General features: G+C 70.0%; 16 protein-coding genes and 1 pseudogene. 12 read left to right on the top strand and 5 right to left on the bottom strand.

Features of this window, described 5'->3' with window-relative positions; genetic code table 11:
- Positions 1 to 5 precede the first annotated feature (5 nt).
- The 4 genes from ACQ859_RS02840 to ACQ859_RS02825 all read left to right on the top strand — a co-directional run bounded on the left by ACQ859_RS02840 (position 6) and on the right by ACQ859_RS02825 (position 2,954).
- Positions 6 to 902 (top strand): LysR family transcriptional regulator, encoded by an 897-nt coding sequence (locus tag ACQ859_RS02840; protein ID WP_431264525.1) that lies wholly within the window; start codon positions 6 to 8, stop codon positions 900 to 902.
- Entirely contained in the window at positions 902 to 1,753 is an 852-nt protein-coding gene (locus tag ACQ859_RS02835; RefSeq protein WP_431264524.1) for an AraC family ligand binding domain-containing protein, read from the top strand. The genes ACQ859_RS02840 and ACQ859_RS02835 overlap by 1 nt, the downstream gene beginning before the upstream one ends.
- 40 nt (positions 1,754 to 1,793) lie before the next feature.
- Positions 1,794 to 2,201, top strand: a complete 408-nt coding sequence (locus ACQ859_RS02830) for a DUF2000 family protein (RefSeq protein WP_431264523.1) — start codon at positions 1,794 to 1,796, stop codon at positions 2,199 to 2,201.
- A 78-nt stretch (positions 2,202 to 2,279) separates the two neighbouring features.
- Positions 2,280 to 2,954, top strand: a complete 675-nt coding sequence (locus tag ACQ859_RS02825; protein WP_431264522.1) for a CAAX prenyl protease-related protein — start codon at positions 2,280 to 2,282, stop codon at positions 2,952 to 2,954.
- Between the two features lie 60 nt (positions 2,955 to 3,014).
- On the opposite strand, the gene ACQ859_RS02820 is transcribed toward ACQ859_RS02825, so the two are convergent.
- Positions 3,015 to 3,779, bottom strand: a complete 765-nt coding sequence (locus ACQ859_RS02820; RefSeq protein WP_431264521.1) for a helix-turn-helix domain-containing protein — start codon at positions 3,777 to 3,779, stop codon at positions 3,015 to 3,017.
- A 159-nt stretch (positions 3,780 to 3,938) separates the two neighbouring features.
- Between ACQ859_RS02820 and ACQ859_RS02815 the strand changes: the two genes are divergently transcribed.
- The 5 genes from ACQ859_RS02815 to ACQ859_RS02795 all read left to right on the top strand — a co-directional run bounded on the left by ACQ859_RS02815 (position 3,939) and on the right by ACQ859_RS02795 (position 9,261).
- Positions 3,939 to 5,186 (top strand): amidohydrolase family protein, encoded by a 1,248-nt coding sequence (locus tag ACQ859_RS02815; RefSeq protein ID WP_431264520.1) that lies wholly within the window; start codon positions 3,939 to 3,941, stop codon positions 5,184 to 5,186.
- Positions 5,187 to 5,414: 228 nt separating this feature from the next.
- Positions 5,415 to 5,885, top strand: a complete 471-nt coding sequence (locus tag ACQ859_RS02810) for a YiaA/YiaB family inner membrane protein (protein WP_431264519.1) — start codon at positions 5,415 to 5,417, stop codon at positions 5,883 to 5,885.
- 93 nt (positions 5,886 to 5,978) lie between these two features.
- Positions 5,979 to 6,443 carry a hypothetical protein gene (locus tag ACQ859_RS02805; protein WP_431264518.1) on the top strand — a complete coding sequence of 155 codons (465 nt, stop codon included), beginning with the start codon at positions 5,979 to 5,981 and terminating at the stop codon, positions 6,441 to 6,443.
- 14 nt (positions 6,444 to 6,457) lie between these two features.
- A complete protein-coding gene (locus ACQ859_RS02800; RefSeq protein WP_431266447.1) occupies positions 6,458 to 7,270 on the top strand; it encodes a DUF2145 domain-containing protein in 813 nt (270 codons plus the stop codon).
- A 65-nt stretch (positions 7,271 to 7,335) separates the two neighbouring features.
- A complete protein-coding gene (locus ACQ859_RS02795; protein WP_431264517.1) occupies positions 7,336 to 9,261 on the top strand; it encodes an MFS transporter in 1,926 nt (641 codons plus the stop codon).
- A 99-nt stretch (positions 9,262 to 9,360) separates the two neighbouring features.
- On the opposite strand, the gene ACQ859_RS02790 is transcribed toward ACQ859_RS02795, so the two are convergent.
- The 4 genes and pseudogenes from ACQ859_RS02790 to tgt all read right to left on the bottom strand — a co-directional run bounded on the left by ACQ859_RS02790 (position 9,361) and on the right by tgt (position 12,193).
- Positions 9,361 to 9,819, bottom strand: coding sequence for an STY0301 family protein (locus tag ACQ859_RS02790; protein ID WP_431264516.1), 459 nt, complete (start codon positions 9,817 to 9,819; stop codon positions 9,361 to 9,363).
- A 5-nt stretch (positions 9,820 to 9,824) separates the two neighbouring features.
- Complete coding sequence (locus ACQ859_RS02785; RefSeq protein ID WP_431259848.1) at positions 9,825 to 10,292, bottom strand: BPSL0067 family protein; 468 nt, start codon at positions 10,290 to 10,292, stop codon at positions 9,825 to 9,827.
- A gap of 91 nt (positions 10,293 to 10,383) precedes the next feature.
- Positions 10,384 to 10,884 carry a hypothetical protein gene (locus ACQ859_RS02780; RefSeq protein ID WP_431264515.1) on the bottom strand — a complete coding sequence of 167 codons (501 nt, stop codon included), beginning with the start codon at positions 10,882 to 10,884 and terminating at the stop codon, positions 10,384 to 10,386.
- Between the two features lie 182 nt (positions 10,885 to 11,066).
- A pseudogene (gene tgt / locus ACQ859_RS02775) lies at positions 11,067 to 12,193 on the bottom strand (tRNA guanosine(34) transglycosylase Tgt).
- 112 nt (positions 12,194 to 12,305) lie between these two features.
- Here tgt and ACQ859_RS02770 point away from each other — a divergent pair.
- The 3 genes from ACQ859_RS02770 to argG all read left to right on the top strand — a co-directional run bounded on the left by ACQ859_RS02770 (position 12,306) and on the right by argG (position 15,176).
- Positions 12,306 to 13,088 carry a substrate-binding periplasmic protein gene (locus ACQ859_RS02770; RefSeq protein ID WP_431264514.1) on the top strand — a complete coding sequence of 261 codons (783 nt, stop codon included), beginning with the start codon at positions 12,306 to 12,308 and terminating at the stop codon, positions 13,086 to 13,088.
- Positions 13,089 to 13,130: 42 nt separating this feature from the next.
- Positions 13,131 to 13,724 (top strand): IMPACT family protein, encoded by a 594-nt coding sequence (locus ACQ859_RS02765; RefSeq protein ID WP_431264513.1) that lies wholly within the window; start codon positions 13,131 to 13,133, stop codon positions 13,722 to 13,724.
- 111 nt (positions 13,725 to 13,835) lie between these two features.
- Entirely contained in the window at positions 13,836 to 15,176 is a 1,341-nt protein-coding gene (gene argG / locus ACQ859_RS02760) for an argininosuccinate synthase (protein ID WP_431264512.1), read from the top strand.
- Positions 15,177 to 15,233: the final 57 nt, after the last annotated feature.

The following is a 15,233-nucleotide window of genomic DNA, read 5'->3' as shown; positions in this document are numbered from 1 at the left end:
CGCCGATGCTGGACCAACTCCGCCGGATGGCCGTGCTGGCGACCGTCGTCGAACAGGGCAGCCTGGTCGCGGCGGCGCGGCAGCTGCAGACGACGACCTCCGCCGTCAGCCAGCAGCTGCGCGCGCTGGAGCGCGACATGGGCGTGACGCTGCTGCACCGCTCCACCCGCCGCATCGGCCTGACGCCGGCCGGCGAGCGCTTCGTGCAGGGCTGCCAGGCGATGCTCGCCGCCGCGCGCGACGCGCAGACCCAGCTCCACCACCTGCGCGACGCGCCGGAAGGCGAGCTGCGCATCAGCGCGCCGGTCGGCGCGGCGCGGCAGATCGGGCCGGCGCTGGCGCCGCTGCTGTCGGCCAATCCGGGGATGAGCCTGCACCTGGAGGTCGACGACGGCTTCACCGACTTGGTGGCCAAGCGCATCGACCTGGCCGTGCGCTTCGGCCGCCTGCCCGACAGCAACTGGGTCGCGCAGCGCATCGGCCAGCGGACGGTCGGCCTCTATGCCGCGCCCGCCTACCTGTCGCGGCGCGGCGTCCCCACGTCGATGTCGGACCTGACGCGGCACGACTGGGTGTTCCTGCGCTCCGACACCGGCGCGATCCGCAGCCTCTCGCTGCTCGGCCCCGACGGCCGCGAGGAGGTGCTGCGCGTCAGCCCGCGCGCGAGCAGCAACAACCAGCTCAGCCTGCAGCAGTTCTGCGAGGCGGGCATCGGGCTGGCGCTGCTCAGCGCCGAGGACGTCGACGAATCCCAGGCGCAAGGCCGGCTGCTGCCGCTGTTGCCGGGCTGGAAGCTGCCGACGCTGCCGGTCTACGTGATGACGCCGCAGCGCGATGCGCAGCCGGCGAAGGTCCGCCACGCCATCGAGGCGCTGGCGCAGGCATTTGCCGGTGCCACGTGATGGCCGACGACCACTGGATCCAGCTGCGGCGCGACCCGCGCACGGGCATCGAGACCGTGCGGGCGCACTTCACCGGTCACGCCTACGACCCGCACGGCCACGACGAACTGCTGATCGGCATCACGCAGCAAGGCGTGCAGCGCTTCCGCTGCAAGCGCGCGCTGCACACCAGCACGCCGGGCCGCGCGATCCTGATCGAGCCGGGCGCGGTCCACGACGGCCACGCGCCGGAGGACGCCGGCTTCACCTACGCGATGCTCTACCTGCCGCAGGACTGGACGGCCCGCCTGCTGGCTCAGCACGGGCTGGGCGGGCTGTCGGCGATCCAGCCGGCGTTCCGCGACACGCTGGCGGAGGATCCCCGGCTCTTCGCGGCGATCCAGTCGGCCTTCGACGCCCTGCATGCCGGCGAGGCGCGACTGGGCTGCGACCAGCACCTCGACCGCCTGATGGGGCTGCTGGCCCGGCATGTCGGCGTCTCGGACGAACCGGTCCGCGGGGACTCGTCGCGGCTGGCGCAGCGCGCCCGCGAGTTCCTCCACGACCGGATGGCCTGGGACGTCGGGCTCGATGACCTGGTCGCGCATACCGGCATGGACCGCTTCCGGTTGACGCGGCAGTTCAAGCAGTCCTTCGGCCAATCGCCGCACGCGTACCTGGTGAGCCTGCGATTGCGCGCGGCGCGTGCACTGCTGGCGCGCGGCCATCGGCCGTCCGAGGTGGCGACCGAGGTCGGCTTCTCCGATCAGAGCCATCTGGGGCGCTGGTTCCAGCGGGCCTACCGCCTGACACCGGCCGACTACCGGCGCCGCTGCACAAACCTTCTAGACCGGGACCCGGGCCCACCGTGACGATGCGTGCTTCGCAGTTGAAGCACGCCGTGCGACGCCCATGTTTGATACGAAAGTGGCCCTCATCGTCCGGAACGACCTGGCGACCTGGCAGCGCCTGAACGTGACCGCCTTCCTCGCGACGGGGGTCGCCGCTGCAGCGCCGGCGGCGATCGGCGAGCCCTACGTCGACGCGCTCGGACGCCGTTACGCGGCCATGCTGGGCCAGCCGATGATGGTCTTCGAGGCCGACCTCGCCGGCCTGCAGGCCGCGCATCGAAAGGGGCTTGAGCACGACCTGACCCTGGTGCCCTACGTCCACGCGATGTTCTCGACCGGCCATGACGAGGCCAACCGCGCTGCCTTCCTCGCGGAGGACGCCGAGCGGCCCGACCTCGTCGGGCTGGCGCTGCGGGGACCGAAGAAGGCCGTGGACAAGGCGATCAAGGGTCTCTCGCTGCACCGCTGACCGCCGCGCCGACTGCACCGCAGACAGCCTCTCGGTTGTCCGCATGCCGTCGTCACGGCGCGCCGCTACATTGGCCCCATGCAACTGAGTCAAGCCGCCTGGGCCCGCATCGTCCCGTTCGCCCTCTTCATGCTGCTGCTGGCGCTGCGGGGCGCCTTGCCGGAACAGAACGCCCTGGGCCTCGATCCGCGCTGGATCTACGCGCTGAACCTCGTGGTGGTCGGCGGCGCGCTGGCATGGTTCTGGCGCGGCTACGGCGAATTCGACCGGCAGAACCGGCCCCGCCTCGGCGAGGCCGCGTTGAGCGTCGCCGTGGGGCTGATCGTCTTCGGCTTGTGGATCAACCTCGACGCACCGTGGATGCAGCTCGGCGAGGCCACCGCCGCCTTCGTGCCGATGACGGCGGACGGCCGTGTGGACTGGCCGCTGATCGCCATCCGCTGGCTGGGCGCGACGCTGCTGGTGCCGGTGATGGAGGAGCTGTTCTGGCGCAGCTTCCTGATGCGCTGGATCTCGAGCCCGCAGTTCGAGACCGTCGATCCGCGCGCGGCCGGGCTGCGGGCGCTGGTGCTGTCGACCTTCGTCTTCATGCTCGCACACACCTTGTGGCTCGCGGCAATCGTGGCCGGCGCGGCGTACGCGTGGCTCTACATCCGCACCGGCAAGCTGTGGTGCGCCGTCATCGCGCACGCGGTGACGAACGGCGTGCTCGGCATCTGGGTGGTCTGGAGCGGACGCTGGGAATTCTGGTGATCCGCCCGAGGGCGTCGACGTCCCTGTCAACGCCGTCGCCGGCGGGACGCGAGCTGCCCCTCAGCGCTTGAGTACCTTGGTCACGGCCGCCGGCCGCTGCAGGTGCTTGAAGCGCTCGAACAGCCAGCAGCGCATGCCCATCACCAGCGTGAACTGGCGCTTCTCCTCGTCGGGCAGTTTCTGGTCCAGCAGATGCTGGCGCGCGAAATCCTCGGCGACGCGCTGCAGCCGGTCGCGCAGCTCGCGCGCCATGCCCGGGCTGAGCTGGCCGTGCACCAGCATCAGCAGCTCCGCGTCGTTGTCGAAGCCGCCGGCGAAGAAGTCCTGCATGACGTTCTCGCGGAAGAAGGCCATCACCGGCCCCTGCGGCCGCCAGCGGAAGGTCTTCGCGACCTGCAGCCGGTAGCGGTTCAACGGCCGCAGCTCGATGATGCCGAGCCGGTCCAGCTGCGCCAGCGCGCGCGTCACGTCCGCCTCGCCCATCCGGTAGGTCGCGACGATCTGTTCGAAGCTCCACTGGCTCAGGCAGCAGATGGCGGTCAGCAGCAGCTTCTCGTCGGCGACGACCTCGCGCTCCTGCTGCAGCGTCAGTTCGCTGCGCAGCGACGTCGACCGGGCCAGGCGCTGCGACAGCTCGGCGAAATCGGTCTTCAGCACGCGGCAGATCTCGTCGACGCGCGACAGCGGCATCTCGCCGCCCGACGCGAACATGCGCTTCACGCTGGACTCGGACAGGTCCAGCGCCGTCGCCAACTGCGCGTAGCTGATGCCGGACTGCTTCAGCTCGGCCTTGATGAGATCGATGAGGGATTGCGTGCTCGCCATGGGGGCGGACGTTAGCGCAAGTCGGTGGCGGGAACCCAACGCGGGTAGCGGCATCCGGGACCGGCCGTCCCGCCCCGCGATACCGCCGCAAGCGGACCGCGTCCGCGGCGGCGCGCGTCCCGACCATCGCGTCCGTTCCAACTTCCACGGGCGCAGACCATGCTCAGCCGACGTCATCTCCTGTGCTGCGGCGCCGCCGCGGCGGCGGGCCTCTTCAGCGCGCTCGCGGCCGATGCCGCCGGTCCCCTGCGCAATCCCTGCGGTCATGCCTCCCTGCCGATCCCCGGCGTCGATCCGCAATGGCTGGCGCGGATCTGGGACGGCATCGATCCCACGCAACTCTGGGACGTCCACGCCCATCTGATCGGCACCGGCGACTCGGGGTCGGGCTGCTGGATCGCACCGTCGCTGTCGCAGTGGTGGCATCCGGTCGAGTTCGCCCGCAAGCACGCGATCCTCAACGGCGCCTGTGTCGATCCGCGCGCCGTCGCCTCGGGGGACATCGACCGCGCCTACGTGCGCCGGCTCACCGCGCTGGCCGACGCGTTCCCCGCCGGCGCGCGCTGGCTGCTCTTCGCGTTCGACGAGGCGGTGGACGCGGCCGGCCACCGGCGGCCGGACTGGACGACCTTCCACGTCCCTGACGCCTACGCCCGCGCGATCGCCACCGAACGTCCCGACCGCTTCGGCTGGGTCGCCAGCATCCATCCGAACCGGGAGGACTCGCTGGAGCGCCTGGACCGCGCCATCGCCGGCGGCGCGCTGGCGATGAAGTGGTTGCCGAGCAGCATGGCCATCGACCTGCGCGACGCCCGGTTGCGGCCGTTCTACGACCGCCTCGCCGCCGCCCGGCTTCCGCTCATCGTCCACTGCGGTGAGGAGCATGCCGTCCCCGGCGCGGACCGCCAGGACCTCGGCAACCCGCTGCTGCTGCGTGAACCGCTGCGCCACGGCGTGCGCGTGATCGCGGCGCACTGCGCCTCGCTGGGCCACGCGATGGACCTGGACCTCCCGCGCCCGCGCTCCGTCCCGGCCTTCGAGCTGTTCGCCCGGCTGATGGACGAACCGGCCTGGCAGGGACTGCTGCTGGGCGATGTCTCGGCGATGTTCCAGTTCAACCGCCGCCCCGAGGTGTGGCGGACGGTGCTGCGCCGCCGGGACTGGCACGACCGCCTGCTGCACGGGTCCGACTACCCCCTCCCCGGCGTGCTGCCGCTGGTCCGGTTGCCCCTGCTCGTCCGGGCCGGCGTGCTGGACGAGGCCCACGTCGCTCCTTTGGGGGCATTGCGCGACCACCATCCCCTGATGTTTGATCTCGCCCTCAAGCGGCTCGCCCGCTCGCAGGGGGATGTGCTGGATCCCGCGGTCTTCGCGACCGCCCGGCACTTCCCCGCGCGGGCGGCGTGAAGGAGGCTCCGGACCGCGGGGCCGACCGCTGCGGGCAGGACCGGACCGGGCGGTAGCACCGATCGATACCGGGACAGGCGGCGGGTGATACTCGCCGCAAATCAGCAGCGGGCCCGGGCCGATGGCGACGACAGTCGCGTCATCGCCACCGGGCACCGCGCCACGGGGCGACGACCCCGGCAACCACACCCGGTCCTGACCGACCGGCACACAGGAGGAAACGACCCCATGACCACCCCGCACATCCGCATCCAGCGCGACACGCCAGCCTGGCGTTATCAGGTGTGGATCTCCTTCGGCATCAGCGTCGCGCTGTGCGCGATCGGCCTGGCCTGGCTGCCCGGCGCCGACCTGGACCGCGCCTTCATGGTCATGGGCTACGTGTTCTGCCTGTCCGCCGCCTTCGCGCTGTCCAAGTACATCCGCGACAACCAGGGCGCCCGCACCGACACCCCGATGTGGGGCCTGGTCGTCTGGAGCGGCTTCGCGCTGGCGATGGCGCTCACCGGCTGGGGCCTGTGGCGCATGGAGGTCCAGCCGGTCTGGAAGGCCTACCTGCTGGTCTGCTGGCTGTACCTGATCTCCAACGTCTTCACGCTGGCCAAGATGCTGCGCGACGCCCATGAGGCCTCCCTCGCCGACGCCCGCCTGCAAGGCCGCCGCGACGCCCTGCGCGAAGCGCCCGCCGCAGCCGACTGAGTCCGCCGGACCCTCCTGGACCTGTTCCGACGCTTCTGGCCTGACCGCCCTCTTCACCCTCTCCGCCCCTTCGCCCGCTTCCGGAGCTCCCGAATGCCTTCCCTGCTCTCCTCTTCCCTGCGCCTGAGCCTGTCCGTCCTGGCGGCCGCCACGTTCGCCGTCACCGCGCCTGCCGCCCACGCCGAAGGCATGCACCACGGCGGCAGCGACGCCAGCCTCCTGCTGTCCGCGCTGCCGGTCGCCGTCTCGGTGGTCGCGCCGTCGGCGGTGCTGGTCGCCGGCGCCTCCCTCGTCGTCATCGGCATCGAGAAGACCGCCCGCGGCACCGTCTGGGTGCTGGAGCGCGCGTCGGACGGCGTCCGCATCAGCGTCGAGTTCGTCGGCAGCGCCGTCTCGGGCGTCGCGACCTCGGTCGGCACCGCGATCGTCGTCACGGCGATCAGCACCGGTTTCGTCCTGTCCGCCGCGAGCGAGGCGGTCGCCTTCATCCCGAACGAGATCGGTGCCTCGCTGCTCCACAACGAGCGCATCACCGACAAGGACCGCGTGACGCGATGAGCGACCGTCACGCCATGAAGACGATCCTGGCGGCGGCCGTGCTGGGAGCCGCACTGGCGGCGGGTCCGGCGCAGGCCGGCCGCCCGTGCGAGAACGCCAAGCCCACCACCGACCAGATCCGGCGCGGCATGAACCTCGCGCAGGCGACCGCCGCGGCGCTGGACCGCAGCGGCGCCGACGTGGTGCTGCTGGCCCGTGCGGGACAGGACCTCAGCGAATACGGGCTGCGCTGGTCGCACGTGGGCTTCGTCTATCGCGAGACGGTGGGCAGCGGCGCCGACGCCAAGCCGGTCTGGCGCGTGGTGCACAAGCTCAACCAGTGCGGCACAGCGTTGTCCGACCTCTACCGGCAGGGCCTGGGCGAGTTCTTCCTGGACAACCCGCATCGCTACGAGGCGGCGTTCTCGGTGCTCAAGCCCGAGCTCCAGCAGGCGCTGCTGCCGGTGCTGCGCGAGAACGCCCGCGCGGCGGCCTTGCACACGCCGGACTACAACATGGTCGCCTACCCGTGGTCGCGCCAGTACCAGCAGAGCAACCAGTGGGCGCTGGAGACCCTGGCGGCGGCGGCCGCGCCGCGCGAGGTGCTCAACCGTGCGCAGGCGCAGGACTGGCTCCAGCGCCAGGGCTACCAGCCGTCGGACCTGCGCCTGTCGACCGCGAAGCGCCTGGGCGCGCGCATCGGCATGGCCAACGTCGCCTTCGACGATCATCCGTCCGCGAGGCGCTTTGCGGGCCATATCGAGACCACGACGGCCGACACCGTCTTCAGCTGGCTGACGCGCAGCGGTTACGGCCAGGCGCCGCAGAGCGTCAAGGCCGCGCCCTGACGGGCCTGACGGCCCCGTCCCGGATACTGACCGATCTCCTCCCGACTCCCACAGCGAGCCCTCCCATGAGCGACTCTTCCCACACCAGCCAGTTCGCGCTGCTCCGCCAACGCCGATTCGCGCCCTTCTTCTGGACGCAGTTCCTCGGCGCGGGCAACGACAACCTGTTCAAGTTCGCCTTCACGGTGCTGGTGACCTTCCAGCTGAGCGTCAGCTGGCTGCCGCCGGCGCAGGCGGGCCTGGCGATCGGCGCGCTGTTCATCCTGCCGTTCGTGCTGTTCTCGGCCACCAGCGGCCAGCTCGCCGACAAGTACGACAAGGCGCGGCTGATGCGCTTCGTCAAGTCGCTCGAGATCGTCATCATGGCGCTGGCCGCCTACGGCTTCTACGCGGTCAACGTGCCGGTGCTGCTGGGCTGCGTGTTCCTGATGGGACTGCACTCGACGCTGTTCGGGCCGGTCAAGTACGCCTACCTGCCGCAGCACCTGAGCGAGCACGAGATCACCGGCGGCAACGGCATGGTGGAGATGGGGACCTTCGTCTCCATCCTGCTGGGCAACCTGGCGGGCGGGCTGCTGGTCGCGACGCCCATCGTCGGGCCGCAGCACGTGGCGATCGCCTGCGTGGTGGTGGCGCTGCTGGGACGCGCGACGGCGCAGGCGATCCCCGCCAGCCCGTCCACCGATCCGAACCTCGTCATCAACTGGAACCCGGTCACCGAGACCTGGCGCAACCTGAAGCTGGCGCACGGCCAGCTGGCGGTGTTCCGCTCGCTGCTGGGCATCTCGTGGATGTGGTTCTTCGGCGCGGTGTTCCTGGCCAACTTCCCGTCCTTCGCGAAGGAAGTGCTGCACGGCAACGAGCAGGTCGCGTCGCTGCTGCTGATGGTGTTCTCGGTCGGCATCGGCATCGGCTCGCTGCTGTGCGAGGTGCTGTCGCGCCGCCAGGTCGAGATCGGCCTGGTGCCGCTGGGCGCCATCGGCATGAGCGTCTTCGCGATCGACCTGTACTTCGCCTCGCGCGGGCTGCCGCCGTCGGCGGCGATGGGCGTGGGCACCTTCCTGGCGAATCATGCGCACTGGCGCGTGCTGGCCGACCTGGGCCTGCTGGCGCTGTTCGCCGGCCTGTACAGCGTGCCGATGTACGCGCTGATCCAGATGCGCGCGCAGCCCTCGCACCGGGCGCGGATCATCGCGGCCAACAACATCCTCAACGCGCTGTTCATGATCGCCAGCTCGATCCTGGCCGGCGCGCTGCTGGGCTCGGGCCTGACGATCCCGCAGCTGTTCCTGGTGGTCGGCATCGCCAACGCGGTGGTGGCGTTCTACATCTTCCTGGTCGTGCCGGAGTACCTGCTGCGCTTCTTCGCCTTCGTGCTGTCGCGCCTGATCTACCGCTTCCGCGTCAGCGGCGACCAGCACATCCCGACGCAGGGCGCGGCGGTGCTCGTGTGCAACCACGTCAGCTTCGTCGACGCGGTGCTGCTGATGGCGGCGAGTCCGCGGCCGATCCGCTTCCTGATGGACCACCGCATCTTCCGCGTCCCGGTGCTGGGCTGGATGTTCAAGCTGGCCAAGGCGATCCCGATCGCGCCGCAGAAGGAAGACGCGGCGACCTACGACGCGGCCTTCGCCGCCGCACAGGCGGTGCTGGACGACGGCGAGCTCGTGGGCATCTTCCCGGAAGGCGGTCTCACGCGCGACGGCTCGCTGCAGGCGTTCAAGGGCGGCGTGATGAAGCTGGTGGAAGGACGCCCCGACATCCCGGTGGTGCCGATGGCGCTGCAGAACCTCTGGGGCTCGTTCTTCTCCCGCGTGGAGCAGGGGCAGGCGATGGTGCGGCCGTTCCGGCGCGGGCTCTTCAGCCGCGTGGGGCTGGTCGCGTCGGCGCCGATCGCGGCGAAGGACGTGACGCCCGACCTGCTGCGCGAGCGGGTGGCGGCGTTGCTCGGTCCTGAGGAAGCTGCGGCCTCGCGGCCGGTGAAGGCGTGAGCCGACGCGACTGACCCGATCCGGTAGCAAGCAAGAAGGCCTCCGCAAGGAGGCCTTCTGCTTTCCGGCCGGCGACGCCGTTGCGCCGCTGCCTCGGGATCAACGGCAGCTTGCCGATGCGATCTTGAAGTCGCTGGTCTTCGAGCGCTTGTAGGTCACTTCGCAGCTCGAGTAGCCGTCGAGCGGGCGTGCCAGTTCGACGCGCGTGCGGAAGTAGCTGCAGACGGCGAAGCCGCCGGACATGCCCTGCAGGTTCCAGCTCTGCGTGCGGGTCGCCCCGCCCTTGCCGTCCTTGCGCTCTTCTTCCTTGTCGAAGATTTCCCCGTTGGGCGAGCCGACCGGGCCGCCGTTGACGGCGAAGTTGGTCAGGTCGTGCTGCGTGCGCTCGCTGCCCGCGGTCGTCGCGGACCAGCCTGCCGGCGCTGACGCCAGCGACTGCGTCGTCAGCGGGATCTGGACCGGACAGCTGAACGGCTCAGGCGCGGCCATCGACGTGCCGGCCGCGGCGAGCAGCATCGCACCGGCGGCGACGTGGAGGATCGACGGACGGATTCGCATGGGGGTCACCACTGGATGGTCGCGTAGTCGAGACCGTTGTTCAGGTAGCTGGCGCGCTTGCCGTGCCTGGCGGGTTCGAAGTACACGGTGCGCTCGGTGATCGCGACGATGCCGTTGTACTGCTCGATGATGCTGAAGCCGATGACTTCACCCGACTTGTCCCGGACGGCGCCGTTGAACAGGCCCGCGTGCTGTCCCGTCGAGTTGTTGGGATAGAAGCCGCCGGCCGTCCAGCCCGTGGCGATCGGGGTTCCGACGGCCAGGCCCGCGACGAGGCGTCCTGTCAGGTCCATGCCCCGCTTCCAGTTGTTCGGCTGCGTCATCGGCGCGTCCGTGTTCTGCTTGACCAGCTCCACGCACGGTGTGGACGAGGATCCGGGGCGGTTCAGCGGCGCCTTGCCGACGAATTGCGACGGATTGAGGACGGCACCGAGATGCTCGGTGAACACGCGGGGAGGAGCGGAAGTGGCCACGGCGGAGGAAGGATCGAGTGAGGTCGGCTGGAGTCTAGGAAGCCGACTCGCTCGCCGCGTCGACCAAAGTCACTTTCCGGGGCTTTCGGGGTCACGCATGGCGATGTCCCCGCCGCATCAACCGCCGGATCCGCAGCTTGATCGCCCTCGCCGAGCGCCACACGGCGCTCGCGCGCACCCATGCCAGCAGGCCGGCCTTCCACACGGTCCAGCGTCCGTAGAGCCGCGCGAACCAGGGCAGGCTCATCAGTGCGGGTCGTGTCAGCGCGAAGATCCGCGCCACCACCGCCGTGCCGACGACCTTCGCGAGCACGATGACGCTGAGTCCCAGGCCCGGCCGCCCGATGCCGATGAGCCAGAGCGCGAGCAGCTTGATCGGCAGCAGCAGCAGGCCCGGCAGGAAGAAGACGACGAGCGCCAGATACGGCGGCAGCCGGCTCACGACGGCTTCCAGCTGGCGCAGCACGGGCAGGCGGCCGATGGCGGCCATCGCGCGCTGCAGCGGTTCCCAGCCCCATTCCTCGAAGAGGATGACGATGGCCAGGACCACCCGGATCAACCAGCGAAAGGGCGCGAAGAGCAACTTCAGCATCACGCCATCTTGGCACGCCCGAACTTAGAACCTTCTGAAGTCCCCGCTCGCAAAACCGTGGCAGGACGGCGCTGGTCGGGGACGGTGAGGTGTGGGGTTTCAGCGCTTGCCGCTGGGGCCCCATACCTCGGCGGCCAACGCCCCGCTCTCAGCAGTCAGGTGGCCTCAGCAGGCCGACCGTTTCAAACCCCTCGCGCGCGATCCGCCGCGAACCGCTGCCTGAAGCCTTCGAAGTCACCGGCGTCCAGCGACTCGCGGACTTCCTTCATCAGGTTGAGGTAGTAGTGCAGGTTGTGCACGCTCGTCAGCATCGGGCCGAGCATCTCGCCGCAGCGGTCCAGGTGATGCAGGTAGGCCCGGCTGAAGTTCTGGCAGCAGTAGCAGGTGCAGGTCTCATCCACCGGCTTCTCATCGGACTTGTAGCGCGCATTGCGCAGCCGCAGGTCGCCGAAGCGCGTGAACATGTGGCCGTTGCGCGCGTTGCGGGTCGGCATGACGCAGTCGAACATGTCGACGCCCTGGCGCACGCCTTCGACCAGGTCTTCCGGCGTGCCCACGCCCATCAGGTAACGCGGCTTGTCCGCCGGCAGCTGATGCGCGATGTGGTCGAGGATGCGGAGCATGTCCGCCTTCGGCTCACCCACCGACAGCCCGCCGATCGCATACCCCGGCAGGTCCAGGTCCTTGAGCCCGGCCAGCGACACGTCGCGCAGGTGCTCGAACATGCCGCCCTGCACGATGCCGAACAGCGCGTTCGGGTTCTGCAGCTTGGTGAACTCGTCCTGGCAGCGCTTGGCCCAGCGCAGGCTCATCTCCATCGACAGCCGCGCTTCCTTCTCGGTCGTCAGCTGGCCCTTGGATTCGTAGGGCGTGCATTCGTCGAACTGCATGACGATGTCGCTGTTGAGCACCGTCTGGATCTGCATCGAGATCTCCGGCGTCAGGAACAGCTTGTCGCCGTTCACCGGGGACGCGAACTTGACGCCCTCCTCGGTGATCTTGCGCATCTCCCCCAGCGACCAGACCTGGAAGCCGCCCGAGTCCGTCAGGATCGGCTTGTTCCAGCTCTCGAAGCGGTGCAGCCCGCCGAACTGCTTCATGATGTCCAGGCCCGGGCGCATCCACAGGTGGAAGGTGTTGCCCAGGATGATCTGCGCGCCCATCTCCTCGAGCGAGCGCGGCATCACCCCTTGACGGTGCCGTAGGTGCCCACCGGCATGAAGATGGGCGTCTGCACGACGCCGTGGTTGAGCGTCATGACGCCGCGTCGCGCGCGGCCTTCGGTCTTGAGCAGTTCGAACTTCAGCATGGCCGCGATTATCGGGCCCCGCGTCCGCTGGGGTTCGCGCGCTGTCGGCGCGTCCCGGGCTCGGCGTAGACTCGGCGCGCAATCGGGAGCGCAGACTCCCCGGAGAAGCATCTTGAGGTCCTGGATCGCCGCCCTCGTCGCGACGGCCGCCTGCGCCATCGCGCCGGCGTCGGCGCTCGCCTGCGGGCCCTACACGGTCGGCCTCTACGAGTACAGCGGGCTCTACTACCGCGACGCGCAAGGCCGCTGGACCGGCATCGACAAGGACGTCGTGGACGAAGTCGCCCGCCGCAGCGGCTGCAAGCTCAAGGCCGTCACCGAGTCGCGCGTGCGCATCTGGGCGCAGATCGCCTCCGGCCAGATGGACATGACGGTCTCCGCGCTGATGACGAAGGAGCGTGAGCTGCTCGTCGAGTTCATCCCCTACATCGAATCGAAGCAGTTCGTCGTGATGCGCCCGGCGCTGGCGGCCTCGAGCGGCACGCCCGCCGCCTTCCTCGCCGACAAGCGGCGCCGCGTCATCGTCGTGCGCGGCTATGTCTTCACGCCGACGGTGGAATCCTGGCTCACCACCCTGCGCATCCAGGGCCGCGTCGACGAGGCGCCCGACCAGCCCACCGCGATCCGCATCTTCAAGGCCGGCCGCGGCGACGCGGTGGTGCTGGGCGCGCACAGCCTGGCCCTCGCGCGACGCGCCGATCCGGTCTTCGCCAATTTCACCGCCCTGTCCTTCGCGCCGAACGAGCGCAGCATCGGCGCCCTGGCGCTGTCCCGCGAGCGCATCCCCCAGGCCGATCGCGACCTCATGCGGCACGCCGTCGAGGAGATGCTCAAGGACGGCACCATCGACGGCTACAAGCACCGGCATCTGGGCGACGTGTCCGAGACGCCGTAGGGTCGGACGCCTTGGGGACGTCGGGCCGCGACAATCGCGCCCATGCCCCACAGCCTCGCCGCGCCGGTCCACGCCGAACTGATCATCAAGAAGAGCCGCTTCATCGGCTGCGTGGAGTCGGTGCCCGATCGGGCGGCGGCGCTGGCACGGGTCGAGCAGCTGCGCGCCGAACACCCCGGCGCCGCCCACGTCTGCTGGGCGCTGATGGCCGGCGGCCAATCCGCCGCCAACGACGACGGCGAGCCCGGCGGCACTGCCGGCCGGCCGATGCTGGAAGTGCTGCGGCACCAGGACCTGGAGGGCGTGCTGGCGACGGTGGTGCGCTACTTCGGCGGCGTGAAGCTGGGCGCGGGCGGCTTGGTGCGCGCCTACACCGACGCCGTCGCGCAGGCGCTCCTCAAGGCCGACAAGGTGCCGGTGATCCGGCTGCGGACGCTGCGCTGCACCCTGCCCTATGCGCAGGAAGGCCTGCTGCGCCGCGAGGCCGAGAAGGCCGGCGCGCAGCTGGTGGACGTGGCGCACGGGGCGCTGGTCGATGTCACGCTGCGGCTGCCGGAGAGTGCCGCCGAGGGATTCATCGCGCTGCTCAACGAGTCCGGGCAGGGACGCATCGGCTGGCTCCAGCCGGACGAATGATCTCCAGGTCCGCAGCGCCCCGCCGACGTGTCTCGCCCATCCGCGAAGCCTCGCCGCCCTCCGCAGCCTAGAATCGCCGGCTGTTTTCCCCACTACCGCGCGAGACTGCCCGTGGCCGCAACCATCCTCCAAAAGATTCCCGCCGGCGAGCGCGTCGGCATCGCCTTCTCGGGCGGCCTGGACACCAGCGCCGCGGTGCACTGGATGCGCGGCAAGGGCGCCGTCCCCTGCGCCTACACCGCCAACCTCGGCCAGCCCGACGAGAGCGACTACGACGAGATCCCCCGCAAGGCCAAGGCCTACGGCGCCGAGATCGCCCGCCTGGTCGACTGCCGCGCACAGCTGGTCGCCGAGGGCATCGCCGCCCTGCAGTGCGGCGCCTTCCACATCAAGAGCGGCGGCGCCACCTACTTCAACACGACGCCGCTGGGCCGTGCCGTCACCGGCACCGCCCTGGTCGTGGCCATGCGCGACGACGGCGTGAACATCTGGGGCGACGGCTCGACCTTCAAGGGCAACGACATCGAGCGCTTCTACCGCTACGGCCTGCTGGCCAACCCGGCGCTGAAGATCTACAAGCCCTGGCTGGACCAGACCTTCATCGACGAGCTCGGCGGCCGCAAGGAGATGAGCGAGTACCTCATCGCCAACGGCTTCGACTACAAGATGAGCGTGGAGAAGGCCTACTCGACCGACTCCAACATGCTGGGCGCCACCCACGAGGCCAAGGACCTGGAGTTCCTGAACCAGGGCATGAACATCGTCAACCCGATCATGGGCGTGGCCTTCTGGAAGGACGACGTCGTCATCAAGGCGGAGACGGTGTCGGTGCGCTTCGAGGACGGCGTGCCCGTCGCGATCAACGGCCGGAGCTTCCCCGACCTGGTCGAGCTGTTCATGGAAGCCAACCGCGTCGGCGGCCGCCACGGCCTGGGCATGTGCGACCAGATCGAGAACCGCATCATCGAGGCCAAGTCCCGCGGCATCTACGAGGCCCCGGGGATGGCGCTGCTGCACATCGCCTACGAGCGCCTGGTCACCGGCATCCACAACGAGGACACCATCGAGCAGTACCGCATGAACGGCATGAAGCTCGGCCGCCTGCTGTACCAGGGCCGCTGGTTCGACCCGCAATGCCTGATGCTGCGCGAGACCGCGCAGCGCTGGGTCGCCCGCGCCATCACCGGCGAAGTGACGCTGGAGCTGCGCCGCGGCAACGACTACACGATCCTGGACACCGTCAGCCCCAACCTGACCTACGCGCCGGAGCGCCTGTCGATGGAGAAGGTCGAGGACGCGCCCTTCACGCCGGCCGACCGCATCGGCCAGCTGACGATGCGCAACCTGGACATCGCCGACACGCGCGACAAGCTCGGCGTCTACAGCCGCAGCGGCCTGCTGGGCAAGCACTCGGAAGGCTCGATCCCGCTGCTGACCGGCGGCGACGAGTAAGGTCCCCCGGGCCGGATCGCTCAAGAGGCGTTCCGGCCGGTTCCGGAGCGTCCTCGC

It is taken from the genome of Roseateles chitinivorans (assembly GCF_050632235.1).
In the GTDB taxonomy this organism is placed as follows: domain Bacteria; phylum Pseudomonadota; class Gammaproteobacteria; order Burkholderiales; family Burkholderiaceae_C; genus Roseateles; species Roseateles chitinivorans_A.
Note: the sequence above shows the minus strand (reverse complement) of the source record. Positions and strands in the feature narration are given on the sequence as shown.